The following is a 15,234-nucleotide window of genomic DNA, read 5'->3' on the forward strand; positions in this document are numbered from 1 at the left end:
GTGAACCGGAACAAGGAGCAGACGTGAGCGCCATCGCCCTCCAGCAGGAGATCGCCCGGGAACTCCAGGTCGCCCCGACCTTCGAGGCCGAACAGGAGATCGAGCGCCGGGTGGCCTTCCTCACCGAGCGGCTGACCTCCACGGGTCTGCGGGCCCTCGTACTCGGCATCAGCGGGGGCGTCGACTCGACCACCGCGGGCCGGCTCTGCCAGCTCGCCGTCGAGCGGGCCCGCGAGGCCGGTCACGAGGCGCGGTTCTACGCGATGCGGCTGCCCTACGGTGTCCAGGCCGACGAGCACGACGCGCAGCTGGCGCTGTCCTTCATCCAGGCCGACCACGTCCTGACCGTGGACATCAAGCCCGCCAGCGACGCGGCGCTGGAGGCGTCGGTGGCCGCCGGCGTGACCTTCCGCGACGCCGCGCACCAGGACTTCGTGCACGGCAACATCAAGGCCCGCCAGCGCATGATCGCCCAGTACGCGGTGGCCGGCGCGCACGCCGGTCTGGTGGTCGGCACCGACCACGCCGCCGAGGCCATCTCCGGCTTCTTCACCAAGTTCGGCGACGGCGCGGCCGACCTGGTCCCGCTGACCGGCCTGACCAAGCGCCGGGTGCGCGCGGTCGCGGACGCGCTGGGCGCGCCCGCCGAGCTGGTGTGGAAGGTCCCGACGGCCGACCTGGAGACCCTCGACCCGGGCAAGGCCGACGAGGACGCCCTCGGAGTCACGTACGACGACATCGACGACTTCCTGGAGGGCAAGCCGGTGGACGAACGCGCCTACGAGACGATCGTCGCCCGCTACCGCCTCACCGACCACAAGCGCCAGCTCCCCATCGCCCCCTGATCCCACCGCCGTCCTGATCGCCGTCTGATTCAGGTATCAGCATCAGACGGCCGCCAGTAGCCGGGCCGGGGGCATCGGGGGCATCCCGCCCCTCACCCCCGCCCCCGCTTCGCCTTCCTCTCCCCCTGCGAGCGCACCGCGCCCATGCTCGCCGCGATCACCAGGGCGATCGCGAGGGCGTCGAGCGCTGACATGGCCTGGCTCAGGATCAGGAATCCGGCCGTCGCCGCGATGGCCGGTTCCAGGCTCATCAGGATCGCGAAGGTCGGCGCCGGCAGGCGGCGCAGGGCCAGGAGCTCCAGCGTGTACGGGAGCACCGACGACAGCAGCGCCACACCGAGGCCCAGGGCCAGCGTGCTCGGGGTGAGGAGGTCGGAACCGGCCTCCGCCACGCCGAGCGGGAGCGAGATGACGGCGGCCACCGCCATCGCCAGGGCCAGGCCGTCGGCCTGCGGGAAGCGGCGGCCGGTACGGGCGCTGAAGACGATGTACGCGGCCCACATCGCGCCCGCGCCCACCGCGAAGCCCGCGCCGAGCGGGTCGAGCCCGCCCAGGCCTCCGCCGCCGTGGCCGGCTAGCAGGGCGACGCCGGTCAGGGCGAGGGCGGCCCACAGCAGGTTCACCAGGCGGCGCGAAACGATCACGGACAGGGCCAGCGGGCCGAGCACTTCCAGGGTCACGGCCGGCCCCAGGGGGATGCGGTCGATGGACTGGTAGAAGAGGCCGTTCATCCCGGCCATGGCCACCCCGAAGGCGACGATCGTCCCCCAGTCGGAGCGCCCGTACCCGCGCACCTTGGGCCGGCACACCAGCAGCAGCACCAGCGCGGCGGCCGCGAGCCGCAGCGTGACCACGCCCGCCGCGCCCACCCTCGGCATGACCATCACCGCGAGGGCAGCGCCGAACTGCACCGACACCCCGGCCGAGACCACCAGCGCGACCGGCCCGAACCGGGAGGACCGGGCGGGGGCGGGGGTCGGGGCCGGGGCGGAAACCGGGGCGGCGGTCGTCGGGGACGATGAGGAGGGCGCAGGCATGAATCCAGCCTAAGGGGTATGTAAGCCCCATCCCCACGTGTCCTGCCTTACCCCCGGCCCACACCCTCCCGCACCCCCGGCCCCGCGCCCCTACGACTCTTCCGCCGCCCCTTCCATCGCCCCCTCCGCCAGCAGCTCCGCCAGGTGCCGGCCCCGCCGGCCGGCCAGCTGCGCGATCTGGGTGCGGCAGGAGAACCCGTCCGCCAGTACCGCCGTCTCGGGCGGCGCGGCGCGCAGCGACGGCAGCAGCTGTTCCTCCGCGCACGCCACCGAGACGGCGTGGTGGCCCGGCTCGAAGCCGAAGTTGCCCGCGAGGCCGCAGCAGCCGCCGCTGAGCTCGCCCGTGAGCCCGGCCCGCTCGCGCAGCCGCCGGTCGGCGGCGTCGCCGAGTACGGCGTGCTGGTGGCAGTGGGTCTGGCCCGCGACGGGCCGGTCCAGCCGGGGCGGGGCCCAGTGGGGGGCGTACTCCTCCAGCGTCTCCGCGAAGGTACGCACGGCTCCGGCGAGGCGGTGGGCGCGCGGGTCCTCGGGCAGCAGGGCGGGGAGGTCGGTGCGCAGGGCCGCCGCGCAGCTGGGTTCGAGGACCAGCACGGGACCCCGCAGTGCCTCCTCCCCCAGGGCGTCCAGGGTGCGCAGCAGGACGGTGCGGGCCCGGTCCAGCCGGCCGGTGGAGACGTACGTCAGCCCGCAGCACACCCGGCCGCCGGTGGGGACGGTGACGCCGAGGCCGGCCGCCTCCAGGACCCGGACCGCGGCGCGGCCGGCCTCGGGGGCCAGGTACTCCGTGAAGGTGTCGGGCCACAGCGTCACCCGCAGGACACCCCCACCACCCGAACCCCCCGCCCCCGCCCCCCACCACCGCGTGAACGGCACCCTGGCCACCGGCGGCAGGGCCCGCTCCCGCGCCAGGCCGGGTACGCGCAGGATCCGCCCGGCCGCGTTGACGGGCCCGGCCGCCCGCAGCGCGGCGATCAGCCGGAGCCAGGCCGGGAGGCCGCCCAGGGTGTAGTGGGACAGCGGGCGCAGCCGGCCGGACCAGTGGCGGTGCAGGAACTCCGCCTTGTAGGCGGCCATGTCCACGCCCACCGGGCAGTCGCTGCGGCAGCCCTTGCAGCTCAGGCACAGGTCCAGGGCCTCGGCGACCTCCGCCGAGCGCCACCCGTCGGTGATGATCTCCCCGGCCAGCATCTCGTGCAGCAGCCGGGCCCGGCCGCGCGTGGAATGCCGCTCCTCCCCCGTGACCCGGTACGAGGGGCACATCACCCCGGGCCCCCCGGGTTCGGCCGACCGGCACTTGGCGACGCCGACGCAGCGGGCCGCGCCCTCCGCCACGCCCTCCGCCGCACCGGACGCCGCCAGGGGCAGCACCGCGAACCGCAGGTTCTCGTCGAGGCGCGCCGGCCTGACGAGGATCCCGGGGTTCATGCCGCCCGCCGGGTCCCACACGTCCTTGTACGCACCGAACAGCTCGATGACCCGCGGCCCGTACATCCGGGGCAGCAGCTCCGCCCGGGCCTGTCCGTCGCCGTGTTCCCCCGACAGGGAGCCGCCGTGGGCGACGACGAGGTCGGCCAGCTCGCCGGAGAACGCCCGGAAGCGCGCCACGCCCTCCGCCGACACCAGGTCGAAGTCGATCCGGACGTGGACGCAGCCCTCCCCGAAGTGCCCGTACGGGGTCCCGTGCAGCCCGTGCTGCGCCAGCAGGGCCCGGAAGTCCCGCAGGTACGCCCCGAGCCGGGCCGGCGGGACCGCGCAGTCCTCCCACCCCGGCCAGGCCATGCCCCCTCCCCCGGACTCCGTCCGGGAGGTACCCCCGGGCATCCGCGTCGCCGTGCCGGCCGCGTCCTCCCGGATGCGCCACAGGGCGCGCTGCGCGGCGGGCTCCGTCACCAGCAGCGCGTCGAGCGCGTCGGCCTCCCGCAGCAGGTGCCGCGCCGCCGCCCCGTCCGGCATCTCCACGAACAGCCAGGCGCCTCCCCGGGGCAGCAGGCCCCCGCTCCCGGCCGCCCCCCGCACCAGGTCCTCGGCCATGCCCTCCACCGTGAGCGGCCCGTGTCCGAGGAGCCCGGCGGCCGCGTCCGCCGCGGCGCTCTCGTCGGGGTAGCCGAGCACCACCAGCACCGGCTCGGGCGGCAGCTCCACGAGGCGCACCACCGCCTCGGTGACCACCCCGAGGGTGCCCTCGCTGCCGCAGAAGGCCCGCGCGAGGCGCACGCCCCGTTCGGGGAGCAGCGCGTCGAGCCCGCCGTAGCCGGAGATGCGGCGGGAGAAGGATCCGGCGGCGAGGCCCGTACGGAGCACCGCGAGGTTGCCGGCGACCAGTTCGCGCAGCCCCGCCGGCGCGCCCGCCCACCCCGTCCCGAGCCGGTGGGCGGCGCCCCCGTACGTGGTGACCGCGAGTTCCTCCACGTTGTCGGCGGTGGTGCCCCAGGCGACGGAGTGGGCCCCGCACGCGTTGTTGCCGATCATTCCGCCGAGGGTGCAGCGGGAGTGCGTGGACGGGTCGGGCCCGAAGGTCAGCCCGTACGGGCGCACCGCTTCCCGCAGCCGGTCGAGCACCAGCCCGGGCTGGACGACGGCGGTCCGTGCGGCGCGGTCCACCGACACCAGGGCGTTCATGTGGCGGGTGAGGTCGAGCACCACGCCCACCCCCGTGGCCTGGCCGGCGATGGAGGTGCCGCCGCCGCGCGGTACGACGGGCACCCCGGCGTCCGCGCAGATCCGCAGGGCGGCCGCGACGTCCTCGGCGTCGCGCGGGGCGACGACGCCCACCGGTACCCGTCGGTAGTTCGAGGCGTCCATGGTGGCCAGTGCCCGTGCGGCGGCGCCGAAGTCCACCTCCCCGCGCAGTCCGGCCCGCAAGGTCCGCTCGATTTCCCCAGGAGACGTCACGGGCACACCCTGCCACCGCCGCCCCGCGTCTCACCGGGTGGACGCGCGTCCGACGGCCGGTCCGGGACCCGATACGCTCCGCTCGTGGCTGAGATCCAGATTCCCGCTGACATCAGGCCCGCCGACGGACGCTTCGGCGCGGGCCCCTCCAAGGTGCGGACCGAGGCGCTGGACGCCCTGGCCGCCACCGGTACCTCCCTGCTCGGCACCTCGCACCGCCAGGCCCCGGTCAAGAACCTGGTCGGCTCGGTGCGTCAGGGCCTCCGGGACCTCTTCTCCCTGCCGGAGGGATACGAGGTGATCCTGGGCAACGGCGGCTCCACCGCCTTCTGGGACATCGCGACCCACGGTCTCATCGAGCGGAAGTCCCAGCACCTCACCTTCGGCGAGTTCTCGTCCAAGTTCGCCAAGGCCGCGAAGCTCGCGCCGTGGCTGGACGAGCCGTCCGTGATCTCCTCCGAGCCGGGCACGCACCCGGAGCCGGTCGCCGAGGCGGGCGTGGACGTGTACGCGTACACGCACAACGAGACCTCGACGGGTGTCGCGGCGCCGATCAGGCGGGTCGCGGGCGCGGACGCCGGTTCCCTCGTCCTGGTGGACGCGACCTCGGGTGCCGGTGGACTTCCGGTGGACATCACCGAGACCGACGTCTACTACTTCGCCCCGCAGAAGTCCTTCGCCTCGGACGGCGGTCTGTGGGTGGCGGCGTTCTCCCCGGCCGCCCTGGAGCGGGCCGCGCGCGTGCACGCCTCGGGCCGGCACGTCCCGGAGTTCTTCTCGCTGCCGACGGCGATCGATAACTCGCTGAAGAACCAGACGTACAACACCCCGGCGCTGGCCACCCTCTTCCTGCTGGACCAGCAGCTGGAGTGGATGAACAGCCAGGGCGGCCTGGAGTTCACGACGGCCCGTACGGCGGACAGTGCGCGCCGCCTGTACGGCTGGGCGGAGGCGTCGAAGTACGCGACCCCGTTCGTGCAGGACGCCGACAAGCGTTCCGCCGTCATCGGCACGATCGACTTCTCCGACGACATCGACGCGGCGGCGGTGGCGAAGGTGCTGCGCGCCAACGGCATCGTGGACACCGAGCCGTACCGCAAGCTGGGCCGCAACCAGCTGCGCGTGGCGATGTTCCCGGCGATCGACCCGGCGGACGTGCAGGCGCTGACGGCCTGCATCGACTACGTGATCGAGCAGCTCTGACCTGACGGGATCGACGGGCCCCGCCCGTACCCGGGAAGCCCCGGCGCCTTCGCGGCGCCGGGGCTTCCGCGTTCCCCGGGTGTCCTCCGTATCGTCCGTGTCCTCCGTGTCCTCCGTGTCCGCCTGTCCTCCGTGTCCTCCGTGTCCTCCACCTCGGCGGCCGGGACTTTCGTCCCCAAAACCGGGGCGGGGGGCAAGCGGGCGGATGCCCCTCGCACCCGCTCCCGCCTGCGCCTTCCGGTCGCGGTACTTTCGTCCCTCTCCTCCCGGCGCCCGGAATGCACTGAAACCGAAGCCCCCGAATGTCCCTCTTGTCCGGTGTGCCGGGACTCGCCCGGCTCCGCTCAAGGAGGAACCCATGCGCACCGCTCTCACCCTCACCGCCGCCGCCCTCACCGCGTCGCTGGCCCTCGGCGGCGCCACCGCCTTCGCCGCCGGCACCCCCGCCCCCGCCCCCTCGCCGTCCGTCCGCACGAGCACGCACCCGGCCCCCTCCGCCCGCGTGGAGGTGCCCGCCTCCCCCGTGAAGCCGGGCGACGCCGTCAGCGTCACCGTGACCGCCCCCGCCGGCTCGCGGCACCTGGCCGTCTCCTCCGCCGCCCTGGGCCGCGTCACGCCCGCCGCCGGCCAGGACGGCACCTGGGCCGCCACCGCCGGGGTCGCCCGCGTCAAGGACGGCCCCTACGACGTCCTCCTCACCGGCAGCGCCCCCGACGGCACCCCGCTGCGGGCCACCGCGCACCTGACCGTGCGGACCAGCGGCACCCGGTGACCCCCGGCCCGGCCCCCGCCGGCGCCCGACCGCCCCTCCGCGTCGCCGTGTTCGCCCACCTCACGGCCAGGGCGCGGCCGCCCACGCGATACCTTCGACACTCCAGTGGCAGCGGCAGCATGGAGGCAGCGGCGTGAACGTGCGAGTGACAGCGGCCCAGACCGGCGTGGACCCCTTCGGCACCGCCCGGCTGCGGCGCGGGGTGCTCGACGCGTGGGGGGCGGGCCCGGCCCGCTTCCGTGAGGACGCCAACGCCGAGGAGGACCTCGCGCTCGGCGGTTACCGGGACCGGCTCGTCGTGGAGCTGGCGCAGAACGCCGCCGACGCGGCCGGCCGCGCCAAGGTCCCCGGCCGGCTGCGCCTGACCCTGCACCCCTCCGGCCCCGACGGCCCCGCCGTGCTGGCCGCCGCCAACACGGGGGCCCCGCTCGACGCGACGGGCGTGGAGTCGCTGAGCACCCTGCGCGCCTCCGCCAAGCGGGAGAACGACCAGGGCTCCGTCGGCCGCTTCGGCGTCGGCTTCGCCGCCGTGCTGGCCGTCTCCGACGAGCCGGCGGTGCTCGGCCGCCACGGCGGCGTCCGCTGGTCCCTCGCCGAGGCCCGCGAGCTGGCCCGGGACGCCGCCAACGGCAGCCCCGGCCTCGGCGACGAACTCCGCCGCCGCGACGGCCACGTACCGCTGCTGCGGCTGCCGCTGCCCGCCGAGGGCACCGCCCCCGAGGGGTACGACACCGTCGTGGTCCTCCCGCTGCGCGACGCCGCCGCCGAGGACCTCACCGAACGCCTGCTGGCCGGCGTGGACGACGCGCTGCTGCTGACCCTGCCCGGGCTGCGCGAGGTCGTCATCGAGACCCCGTCCGCCGGGCACCGCGTGCTGTACCGGCGCATGGACGGCCCGTACACCGTCATCGAGGACTCCGCCTCCGGCACCCACCGCTGGCGCACCGTCCGCCACACGGGCCCCATCGAGCCGGCCCTGCTCGCCGACCGGCCCGTCGAGGAGCGGCTGCGGCCCGACTGGACGGTCACCTGGGCCGTCCCGGTCGACGCCGACGGCGCACCCGTGCACCCCCGTACCGCGCCCGTCGTCCACGCCCCGACCCCCACCGACGAGCCGCTCGGCGTCCCCGCCCTGCTCATCGCCTCGCTGCCGCTGGACACCACGCGCCGCCACCCCGCGCCGGGACCGCTGACCGACTTCCTGGTGGAGCGCGCGGCGGACGCGTACACCGAACTCCTGGGCACCTGGGAGCCGGTGAGCACCGCGCTGGTGGACCTCGTGCCCGGCCCGCTCGGCAAGGGCCCGCTGGACGGGGCGCTGCGCGCCGCCGTGCTGCGGCGGCTGCCCCGTACCGCCTTCCTCGCCCCGGCCGCCCCCACCGAGGAGCTGTCGGCGCTGCGCCCCTTCGAGGCCGAGGTCGTGGAGGGCGCGGGCGCCGACACGGTACGGGTCCTCGCGGAGGTGCTCCCGACGCTGCTGCCGGCCGGGCTGGAGCGGCGCCCCGAGCTGCGCACCCTGGGCGTGGGCCGGCTCCCCCTCGGTGACGCCATCGAGCGGATCGCGGGCATCGAGCGCACCCCGGACTGGTGGCACCGCCTGTACGACACCCTGGCGGGGGTGGACCCCGACCGGCTGTCGGGCCTGCCCGTGCCGCTCGCCGACGGCCGCACCACCATCGGCCCGCGCCACGTGCTGCTGCCCGGCCCGGACACCCCGGCGGAGCTGGCCCGGCTGGGCCTGAAGGTGGCCCACCCGGACGCCGCGCACCCGCTGCTGGAGCGGCTCGGCGCCCTCCCGGCCACCGCGCGCGCCGTCCTGACGACCCCGCAGGTCCGGGCCGCCGTGGCCGCCTCGCTGGACGCGGGCGAGATCTGGGACGAGGACGCGCCCGACCCGGAGGAGCTCGCCGACACCGTCCTGACCCTGGTCCGCGCCGCGGGCCTGGCCCGCGGTGACGAGCCCTGGCTGGGCGCGCTGGCCCTGCCGGACGAGGACGGGGAGCCGACCCCGGCCGGTGAGCTGCTGCTCGCCGGGAGTCCGCTGGCGTCGGTGCTGCGCGAGGGCGAGGTCCCGTACCTGGACGCCGACTTCGCCGCCCGCTGGGACGCGGACACGCTGGCCGCGTGCGGGGTGCTGACCGCGTTCCAGCTGGTCCGCGCCACCGACGTGGTGCTCGACCCGGACGAACTGGAGCCGCGCGAGGGGGACTTCGCCGAGCCGGATGACGCGGGTCTGCTGGACGCCGTCGACGTGTGGTGCGAGGACCTGCTCGACCAGCTCCCGGACACGCCCGTGCCGCCGGTGGCGACCGAGCTGATCGCCGTGCGGGACCTGGACCTCGTCGACGACGACCGCTGGCCGCAGGCCCTGGCGATGCTGGCGCAGCCGCCGCTGCGCGACGCCCTGACCCAGCCGGTGCGGATCCTGCTCCCGGACGGCACGACCCGGTCGGTGCGCCCGTACACGGCCTGGTGGCTGCGCGACCACCCGGTGCTCGACGGCCGCCGCCCCGCGGGGCTGCGGGCGGCCGGCGGCGATCCGCTGCTGGCGGGCCTGTACACCCCGGCGGACGCGACCGGCTTCGAGGACGAGCAGGTGCTGCGCGCCCTGGGCGTACGGACCTCCGTGCGGGCCCTGCTGGAGGAGCCCGGCGGCGCCGCCGAACTGCTGGCCCGCCTCGCGGACCCGGAGCGCGAGGTGACGGGCCGGCAGCTGCACGGCCTGTACGGGGCGCTGGCGGACCTGGACCCGGAGCAGGTGACGCTCCCGGACGAGCTGCGGGCGGTGGTGGACGGGGAGGTGGTCGTGGTGGACGCGGCCGACGCGGTCGTCGCCGACGCCCCCGACCTCCTGCCGCTCACCGGGGGTCTGCCGCTCCTGCCGGTGTCCCCGTCCCGCGCGGCCGACCTGGCGGACCTGCTCCAGGTGCGCCGCCTGTCGGACACGGTCCCGGCCGAGGTGAGCACGCCGGGCGAGGAGCACGAGGTCCCGGAGCCGGTACGGGCCCTGCTGGGGCCGTCGACGCCGAAGACGTACGTGGAGCACGAGGAGCTGGTGGCGGGCGGTACGGAGCTGGACTGGCGGCTCACCCCGGACGGCGTCCTGCACGCGGCGACCCTGGAGGGCGTGGCGGCGGGCCTGGCCTGGGCGGCGGCCCAGTGGCCCCGCCGCTTCGAGGTGGCGGCCCTCCTGGAGGACCCGTCCCGCACGGCGGAACTGGCCCGGGACAGGTGGTTCGACTAGGGCGCCTACGCCGGGAACCGCCGGTCCACCCACCGGAAGGTGCACTCGATCAGCGCCGCCGCGCCCGCCGCGATGGCGACCGCCGTCCAGGGCATCGTGGTGCCCTCCAGCTTGAGCTGGAAGAAGTGCTGGAGCCACGGCACCACCAGCACGACGAGGAAGGCCGCGCCCATCGCGCCGACCAGGGCGACCCGCCACCACGTGTACGGCCGGGCGATGATCGCCAGCACCCACATGGAGGTCAGGAAGAGGGCCAGCGTCGCCGCGCTCGTCTCGGCCTCCAGGGAGCCCGGGCCGCTGTAGTGGTGCCGGGCGATCAGGTACGTGGCGAAGGTGGCCGCCGCCGCGATCACGCCGCCGGGGACGGCGTAGCGCATGACCCGCTTCACGAAGTGCGGTCTGGCGCGCTCCGTGTTCGGGGCGAGCGCCAGGAAGAACGCGGGGATGCCGATGGTGAGCGTGGACAGCAGGGTGAGGTGGCGCGGCAGGAAGGGGTACTCGACCTGGGAGCAGACCACCAGGACCGCCAGCAGCACCGAGTAGACCGTCTTGGTGAGGAAGAGCGTCGCGACCCGGGTGATGTTGCCGATGACCCGCCTGCCCTCGGCGACGACCGAGGGCAGGGTGGAGAAGCTGTTGTTCAGGAGCACGATCTGGGCGACGGCGCGGGTGGCCTCGGAGCCGGAGCCCATGCTCACGCCGATGTCGGCGTCCTTGAGGGCCAGGACGTCGTTGACGCCGTCGCCGGTCATGGCGACGGTGTGGCCGTTGGACTGGAGGGCGCCGACCATGTCCCGCTTCTGCTGCGGGGTGACGCGGCCGAAGACCGAGTTGCCGTCGAGCGCCTCGGCCATTGCGGTGCGTTCGGCCGGCAGGTCGCGGGCGTCGACGGTGTTCTGGGCGCCGGGCAGCCCGAGCTTGCCGGCGACCGCGCCGACGGAGACGGCGTTGTCGCCGGAGATGACCTTCGCCTTCACCGCCTGGTCCTCGAAGTAGCGCAGCGTGTCGGCGGCGTCGGGGCGCAGCCGCTGTTCGAGGACGACGAGGGCGGTGGGCCGGACGGCGGTGGCCACGGCGGGGTCGTCGAGCTCGCGGGCGGAGCGGGCCAGCAGCAGGACCCGCAGTCCCTGCTCGTTGAGGCCGTCGATCTCCTGGAGCGCCGGGTCCCCGGCGGGCAGGAGCACGTCGGGGGCGCCGAGCAGCCAGGTGTTGTTCTCGCCGTCGCCCTCGCTGAAGCTGGCGCCGCTGTACTTGCGGGCGGAGGAGAAGGGCAGGGACTCGGTGCAGCGCCAGTCGGCGCTGTCGGGGTAGGCGTCGATGATGGCCTGGAGGCTGGCGTTGGGGCGCGGGTCGGATTCGCCGAGGGCGCCGAGCACCTTCTCGACGTACGCCGGTTCCGCGCCGCCGAGCGGGCGTACCTCGGTGACGTCCATGCCGCCCTCGGTGAGGGTGCCGGTCTTGTCGAGGCAGACGACGTCGACGCGGGCGAGGCCTTCGATGGCGGGCAGTTCCTGGACGAGGCACTGTTTGCGGCCGAGCCGGATGACTCCGATGGCGAAGGCGACGGAGGTGAGCAGGACGAGCCCCTCGGGGATCATCGGGACGATGCCGCCGACGGTGCGGGCGACGGACTCCTTGAGGTCCGTGTCCTTCACCACGAGCTGGCTGATGATCAGGCCGATGGAGGTCGGGACCATCATCCAGGTGACGTACTTGAGGATGGTGGAGATGCCGGAGCGCAGTTCGGAGTGGACGAGGGTGAAGCGCGAGGCCTCTTCGGCCAGCTGGGCGGCGTAGGCCGCGCGGCCGACCTTGGTGGCGGTGAAGGCGCCGCTGCCGGCGACCACGAAGGAGCCGGACATGACCGGGTCGCCGGCCTTCTTCAGGACGGGGTCGGCCTCGCCGGTGAGCAGGGACTCGTCGATCTCCAGTCCGTCGGCCTCGCCGAGGGTCCCGTCGACGACGACCTTGTCGCCGGGGCCCAGTTCGATGACGTCGCCGAGGACGATCTCGGAGGTGGAGACCTCGGCGGTGGTGCCGTCGCGGCGCACGCTCGGTTTGGCCTCGCCGATGACGGCGAGGCCGTCGAGGGTGTTCTTGGCGCGCAGTTCCTGGATGATGCCGATGCCGGTGTTCGCGAGGATCACGAAGCCGAAGAGGCTGTCCTGGATGGGCGCGACGATCAGCATGATCGCCCACAGGAGGCCGATGATGGCGTTGAAGCGGGTGAAGACGTTCCCGCGGACGATGTCGGCGGTGGAGCGGGACGAGCGGACGGGGACGTCGTTGATGTCGCCGCGCGCCACGCGTTCGGCGACTTCGGCGGTGGTGAGGCCGCCCGGCGTGAAGCGGGGGGCGGGGGGCTTCACCGGGTGTACGGGATCGAGCTCGGCGCCCGCGTCGATGGCGGCGCCGTCGGCCCGTTCCGGCCCGTCGTGGTCGGTCCTCGCCCGCTGCGTCATGCTTTCGACGGTAAAGGCGGTGCGGGCGCTTCACCCGCCGAGCGGCCGGAGGATCCGACGTCGGGATGACCCGGACCGTCCCCGGGTCGCCCCCGCGGAGGTGCTACGCGCCGTCGCCCGGCTGCGCGGCCGGTCCCGCCTCCCCGGACCCGTCGGCCCGTGCGGCCCGCTCCGCCGCGTGGGCGCGGAGCGCGGCGTCACGGCCGCGGACGTACCAGATGCCGATCAGGCCGAGGCCGCCGCCGGCGGCGCAGGTCCACACCCACCACAGCAGGTCCCGGTCGGCGAACCAGCCGTAGAAGGGCAGCTGGAGGACGAACAGGGCGAACCAGAGGACCGTGCCGCCGGTGATGGTGGCGACAACCGGGCCCTCCAGGGGCTCGGGCGCCTCGTGCTTCGCAGTCCACTTCGCCATGGCGACCAGTCTAGGCGGCGCGTTTCGGGGTCTACGCGCGGAGATGGACTGGCCTTCGGTCGTGTGTTCATACTGAAACGGTTTGCCTGCGACCGGATTCGTTCGTATGAACCGCCCAATAGACCCCGTTTGAGGACCGCATGAGCACCTCGGCACCCGCCGCGGCCCCCACCACCGGCCTGGACCGCTACTTCAAGATCTCCGAGCGTGGTTCGACCGTCGCCCGCGAGGTCCGGGGCGGCTTCGCCACCTTCTTCGCGATGGCCTACATCATCGTGCTGAACCCGATCATCCTGGGCAGCGCGAAGGACATGTACGGGCACCAGCTCGACGGCGGCCAGCTCGTCACCGCCACCGTCCTGACGGCCGCCTTCTCCACCCTCCTGATGGGCGTCATCGGCAACGTGCCGATCGCACTGGCGGCCGGTCTCGGCGTCAACACCGTCGTGGCCCTCCAGCTGGCCCCCCGCATGAGCTGGCCCGACGCCATGGGCATGGTGGTGCTGGCCGGCTTCGTGGTGATGCTGCTGGTCGCCACCGGCCTGCGCGAGCGGGTCATGAACGCCGTCCCGCTGGGCCTGCGCAAGGGCATCGCGATCGGCATCGGCCTCTTCATCATGCTGATCGGCCTGGTCGACTCCGGCTTCGTCACCCGCATCCCGGACGCCGCGCACACGACGGTCCCGCTCCAGCTGGGCGGCAACGGCCACCTGCACGGCTGGCCGGTCCTGGTCTTCGTCGTCGGCGTCCTGCTCACCCTCGCGCTGCTGATCCGCAAGACGCCCGGCGCGATCCTGATCTCCATCGTGGTCATGACCGTCGTCGCGGTCGCCGTCCAGGCGGTCACCGACCTGCCGGACCTGGCCTGGGGCCTGACCGTGCCGCAGTGGCCGGGCAATCCGGTGGCCGCGCCCGACTTCGGGCTCGTCGGCCAGGTCAGCCTCTTCGGCGGCTTCGGGAAGGTCGGGGTGCTCACGGGCGCCCTGTTCGTCTTCACCGTGCTGCTGTCCTGCTTCTTCGACGCGATGGGCACCATCCTCGGCGTCGGCGACGAGGCCAAGCTGACGAAGCCGGACGGCACCTTCCCCGGCATCAACCGGGTCCTGCTCGTGGACGGCCTGGCCGTCGCCTCCGGCGGCGCGACCTCCTCGTCCGCCACCACCTGCTTCGTGGAGTCCACGGCGGGCGTCGGCGAGGGCGCCCGCACGGGCCTGGCCAACGTGGTGACCGGCGCGCTCTTCACCGTCTCGCTCTTCCTCACCCCGCTCGCCACGATGGTCCCCTCGCAGGCCGCCACCCCCGCCCTCGTGGCGGTCGGCTTCCTGATCCTGGCGGGCTCGGTCCGGGACATCGACTGGAACGACTTCACCATCGCCGTCCCGGCCTTCATGGCCATGGTGCTGATGCCGTTCACCTACTCGATCACCAACGGCATCGGCATCGGCTTCGTCAGCTTCTGCGTGCTGCGCCTGGCGACGGGCCGGGGCCGCGAGGTGCCGGCGGCCATGTACGCCGTCGCGGCGGTCTTCGTCTTCTACTACGCGATGCCGGCCCTCGGCCTCACGTAGGCCCACCCGGCCTCACGCAGGCCCCGCGCACGGCCGGGCCTCACGTGAGCCCGTAGAACTTCTCCGTCTCGTCGACGGCGGCCTTGAACCGCTCGTCGAAGTCATCGCGAATGAGCGTCCGGACCACATAGTCCTGGACGCTCATTCCGCGTTTGGCGGCATGGTGGCGGAGCCGGTCCAGCAGCTCCCCGTCCATGCGCACGCTCAGCACATGTGTCCCCATGCCCGACAGGGTCGGGGCAGACGGTGCGGGCGCGTGTCACTTTTCGCCGCTTCCTCACCCGTACGAGTGAGACGGGGTGGCCGGTAACCGGTTTTTCATTAGACAGAGTAATGAGTTACTCTAAAGACATGCATGACCTTTCCCATGGCGACGATGCCGCCGCCGTGAACGACCTCCGCTCCGCCGTGATGCGGCTGGGCCGGCGCCTGAAGCACCAGCGCGTCGACGAATCGCTCAGCCCGACCGAGATGTCGGTGCTCGGCACCCTCGCCCGCTGCGGCCACGCCACACCCGGCGAGCTGGCCCGGCGCGAGCACGTCCAGCCGCCGTCGATGACACGCATCGTCGCGCTGCTGGAGGCCAAGGGACTGGTCACGCTGGAGCCGCATCCCGAGGACCGCCGCCAGAAGGTGGTCCGCCAGACCGAGGAGGCCGAGGCGATGCTCGAAGAGAGCCGTCGCAAGCGCAACGCCTTCCTGGCCGGGCTCGCGGCCGAGCTCACCGAGGACGAATGGGCCAAGCTCCGCGCGGCCGCACCCGTCCTGGAGAAGCTCGCGCACCTATAGGAACCAC

Annotated in this window: 11 protein-coding genes; 6 read left to right on the forward strand and 5 right to left on the reverse strand. The window is 74.2% G+C overall.

The window, feature by feature from the left end:
- Window positions 1-23: 23 nt before the first annotated feature.
- Complete coding sequence (gene nadE, locus AB0D45_RS22655) at window positions 24-845, forward strand: ammonia-dependent NAD(+) synthetase (RefSeq protein ID WP_361602370.1); 822 nt, start codon at window positions 24-26, stop codon at window positions 843-845.
- Window positions 846-937: 92 nt separating this feature from the next.
- On the opposite strand, the gene AB0D45_RS22660 is transcribed toward nadE, so the two are convergent.
- Together AB0D45_RS22660 and AB0D45_RS22665 are read right to left on the reverse strand one after the other, a co-directional pair.
- Complete coding sequence (locus AB0D45_RS22660; protein ID WP_362461868.1) at window positions 938-1,882, reverse strand: EamA family transporter; 945 nt, start codon at window positions 1,880-1,882, stop codon at window positions 938-940.
- 90 nt (window positions 1,883-1,972) lie between these two features.
- Complete coding sequence (locus AB0D45_RS22665; RefSeq protein WP_362461871.1) at window positions 1,973-4,774, reverse strand: FAD-binding and (Fe-S)-binding domain-containing protein; 2,802 nt, start codon at window positions 4,772-4,774, stop codon at window positions 1,973-1,975.
- A gap of 84 nt (window positions 4,775-4,858) precedes the next feature.
- On the opposite strand from AB0D45_RS22665, the gene serC reads away from it, so the two are divergent.
- From serC to AB0D45_RS22680, 3 genes are all read left to right on the forward strand, one after another.
- Complete coding sequence (gene serC, locus AB0D45_RS22670) at window positions 4,859-5,977, forward strand: phosphoserine transaminase (protein ID WP_361602379.1); 1,119 nt, start codon at window positions 4,859-4,861, stop codon at window positions 5,975-5,977.
- 358 nt (window positions 5,978-6,335) lie between these two features.
- Entirely contained in the window at window positions 6,336-6,749 is a 414-nt protein-coding gene (locus AB0D45_RS22675; RefSeq protein ID WP_362461874.1) for a hypothetical protein, read from the forward strand.
- A gap of 133 nt (window positions 6,750-6,882) precedes the next feature.
- A complete protein-coding gene (locus AB0D45_RS22680; protein WP_362461877.1) occupies window positions 6,883-9,993 on the forward strand; it encodes a molecular chaperone Hsp90 in 3,111 nt (1,036 codons plus the stop codon).
- 5 nt (window positions 9,994-9,998) lie between these two features.
- On the opposite strand, the gene AB0D45_RS22685 is transcribed toward AB0D45_RS22680, so the two are convergent.
- Together AB0D45_RS22685 and AB0D45_RS22690 are read right to left on the reverse strand one after the other, a co-directional pair.
- Window positions 9,999-12,455: an HAD-IC family P-type ATPase gene (locus AB0D45_RS22685; protein WP_362461880.1), complete on the reverse strand. Its 2,457-nt coding sequence runs from the start codon at window positions 12,453-12,455 to the stop codon at window positions 9,999-10,001.
- 103 nt (window positions 12,456-12,558) lie between these two features.
- Complete coding sequence (locus tag AB0D45_RS22690; RefSeq protein ID WP_362461883.1) at window positions 12,559-12,870, reverse strand: DUF2530 domain-containing protein; 312 nt, start codon at window positions 12,868-12,870, stop codon at window positions 12,559-12,561.
- Window positions 12,871-13,010: 140 nt separating this feature from the next.
- Here AB0D45_RS22690 and AB0D45_RS22695 point away from each other — a divergent pair, with 140 nt between their 5' ends.
- Complete coding sequence (locus AB0D45_RS22695) at window positions 13,011-14,438, forward strand: NCS2 family permease (RefSeq protein ID WP_361602393.1); 1,428 nt, start codon at window positions 13,011-13,013, stop codon at window positions 14,436-14,438.
- Between the two features lie 40 nt (window positions 14,439-14,478).
- Here the strand turns inward: AB0D45_RS22695 and AB0D45_RS22700 are convergent, their stop codons facing one another.
- Window positions 14,479-14,661, reverse strand: coding sequence for a ribbon-helix-helix protein, CopG family (locus AB0D45_RS22700; RefSeq protein WP_361602396.1), 183 nt, complete (start codon window positions 14,659-14,661; stop codon window positions 14,479-14,481).
- A gap of 128 nt (window positions 14,662-14,789) precedes the next feature.
- Between AB0D45_RS22700 and AB0D45_RS22705 the strand changes: the two genes are divergently transcribed.
- On the forward strand, window positions 14,790-15,227 hold the full coding sequence (locus tag AB0D45_RS22705) for a MarR family transcriptional regulator (protein ID WP_361602399.1): 438 nt from the start codon (window positions 14,790-14,792) through the stop codon (window positions 15,225-15,227).
- The last annotated feature ends 7 nt before the right edge of the window (window positions 15,228-15,234 follow it).

The organism is Streptomyces sp. NPDC048352 (assembly GCF_040651895.1).
Lineage (GTDB): Bacteria > Actinomycetota > Actinomycetes > Streptomycetales > Streptomycetaceae > Streptomyces.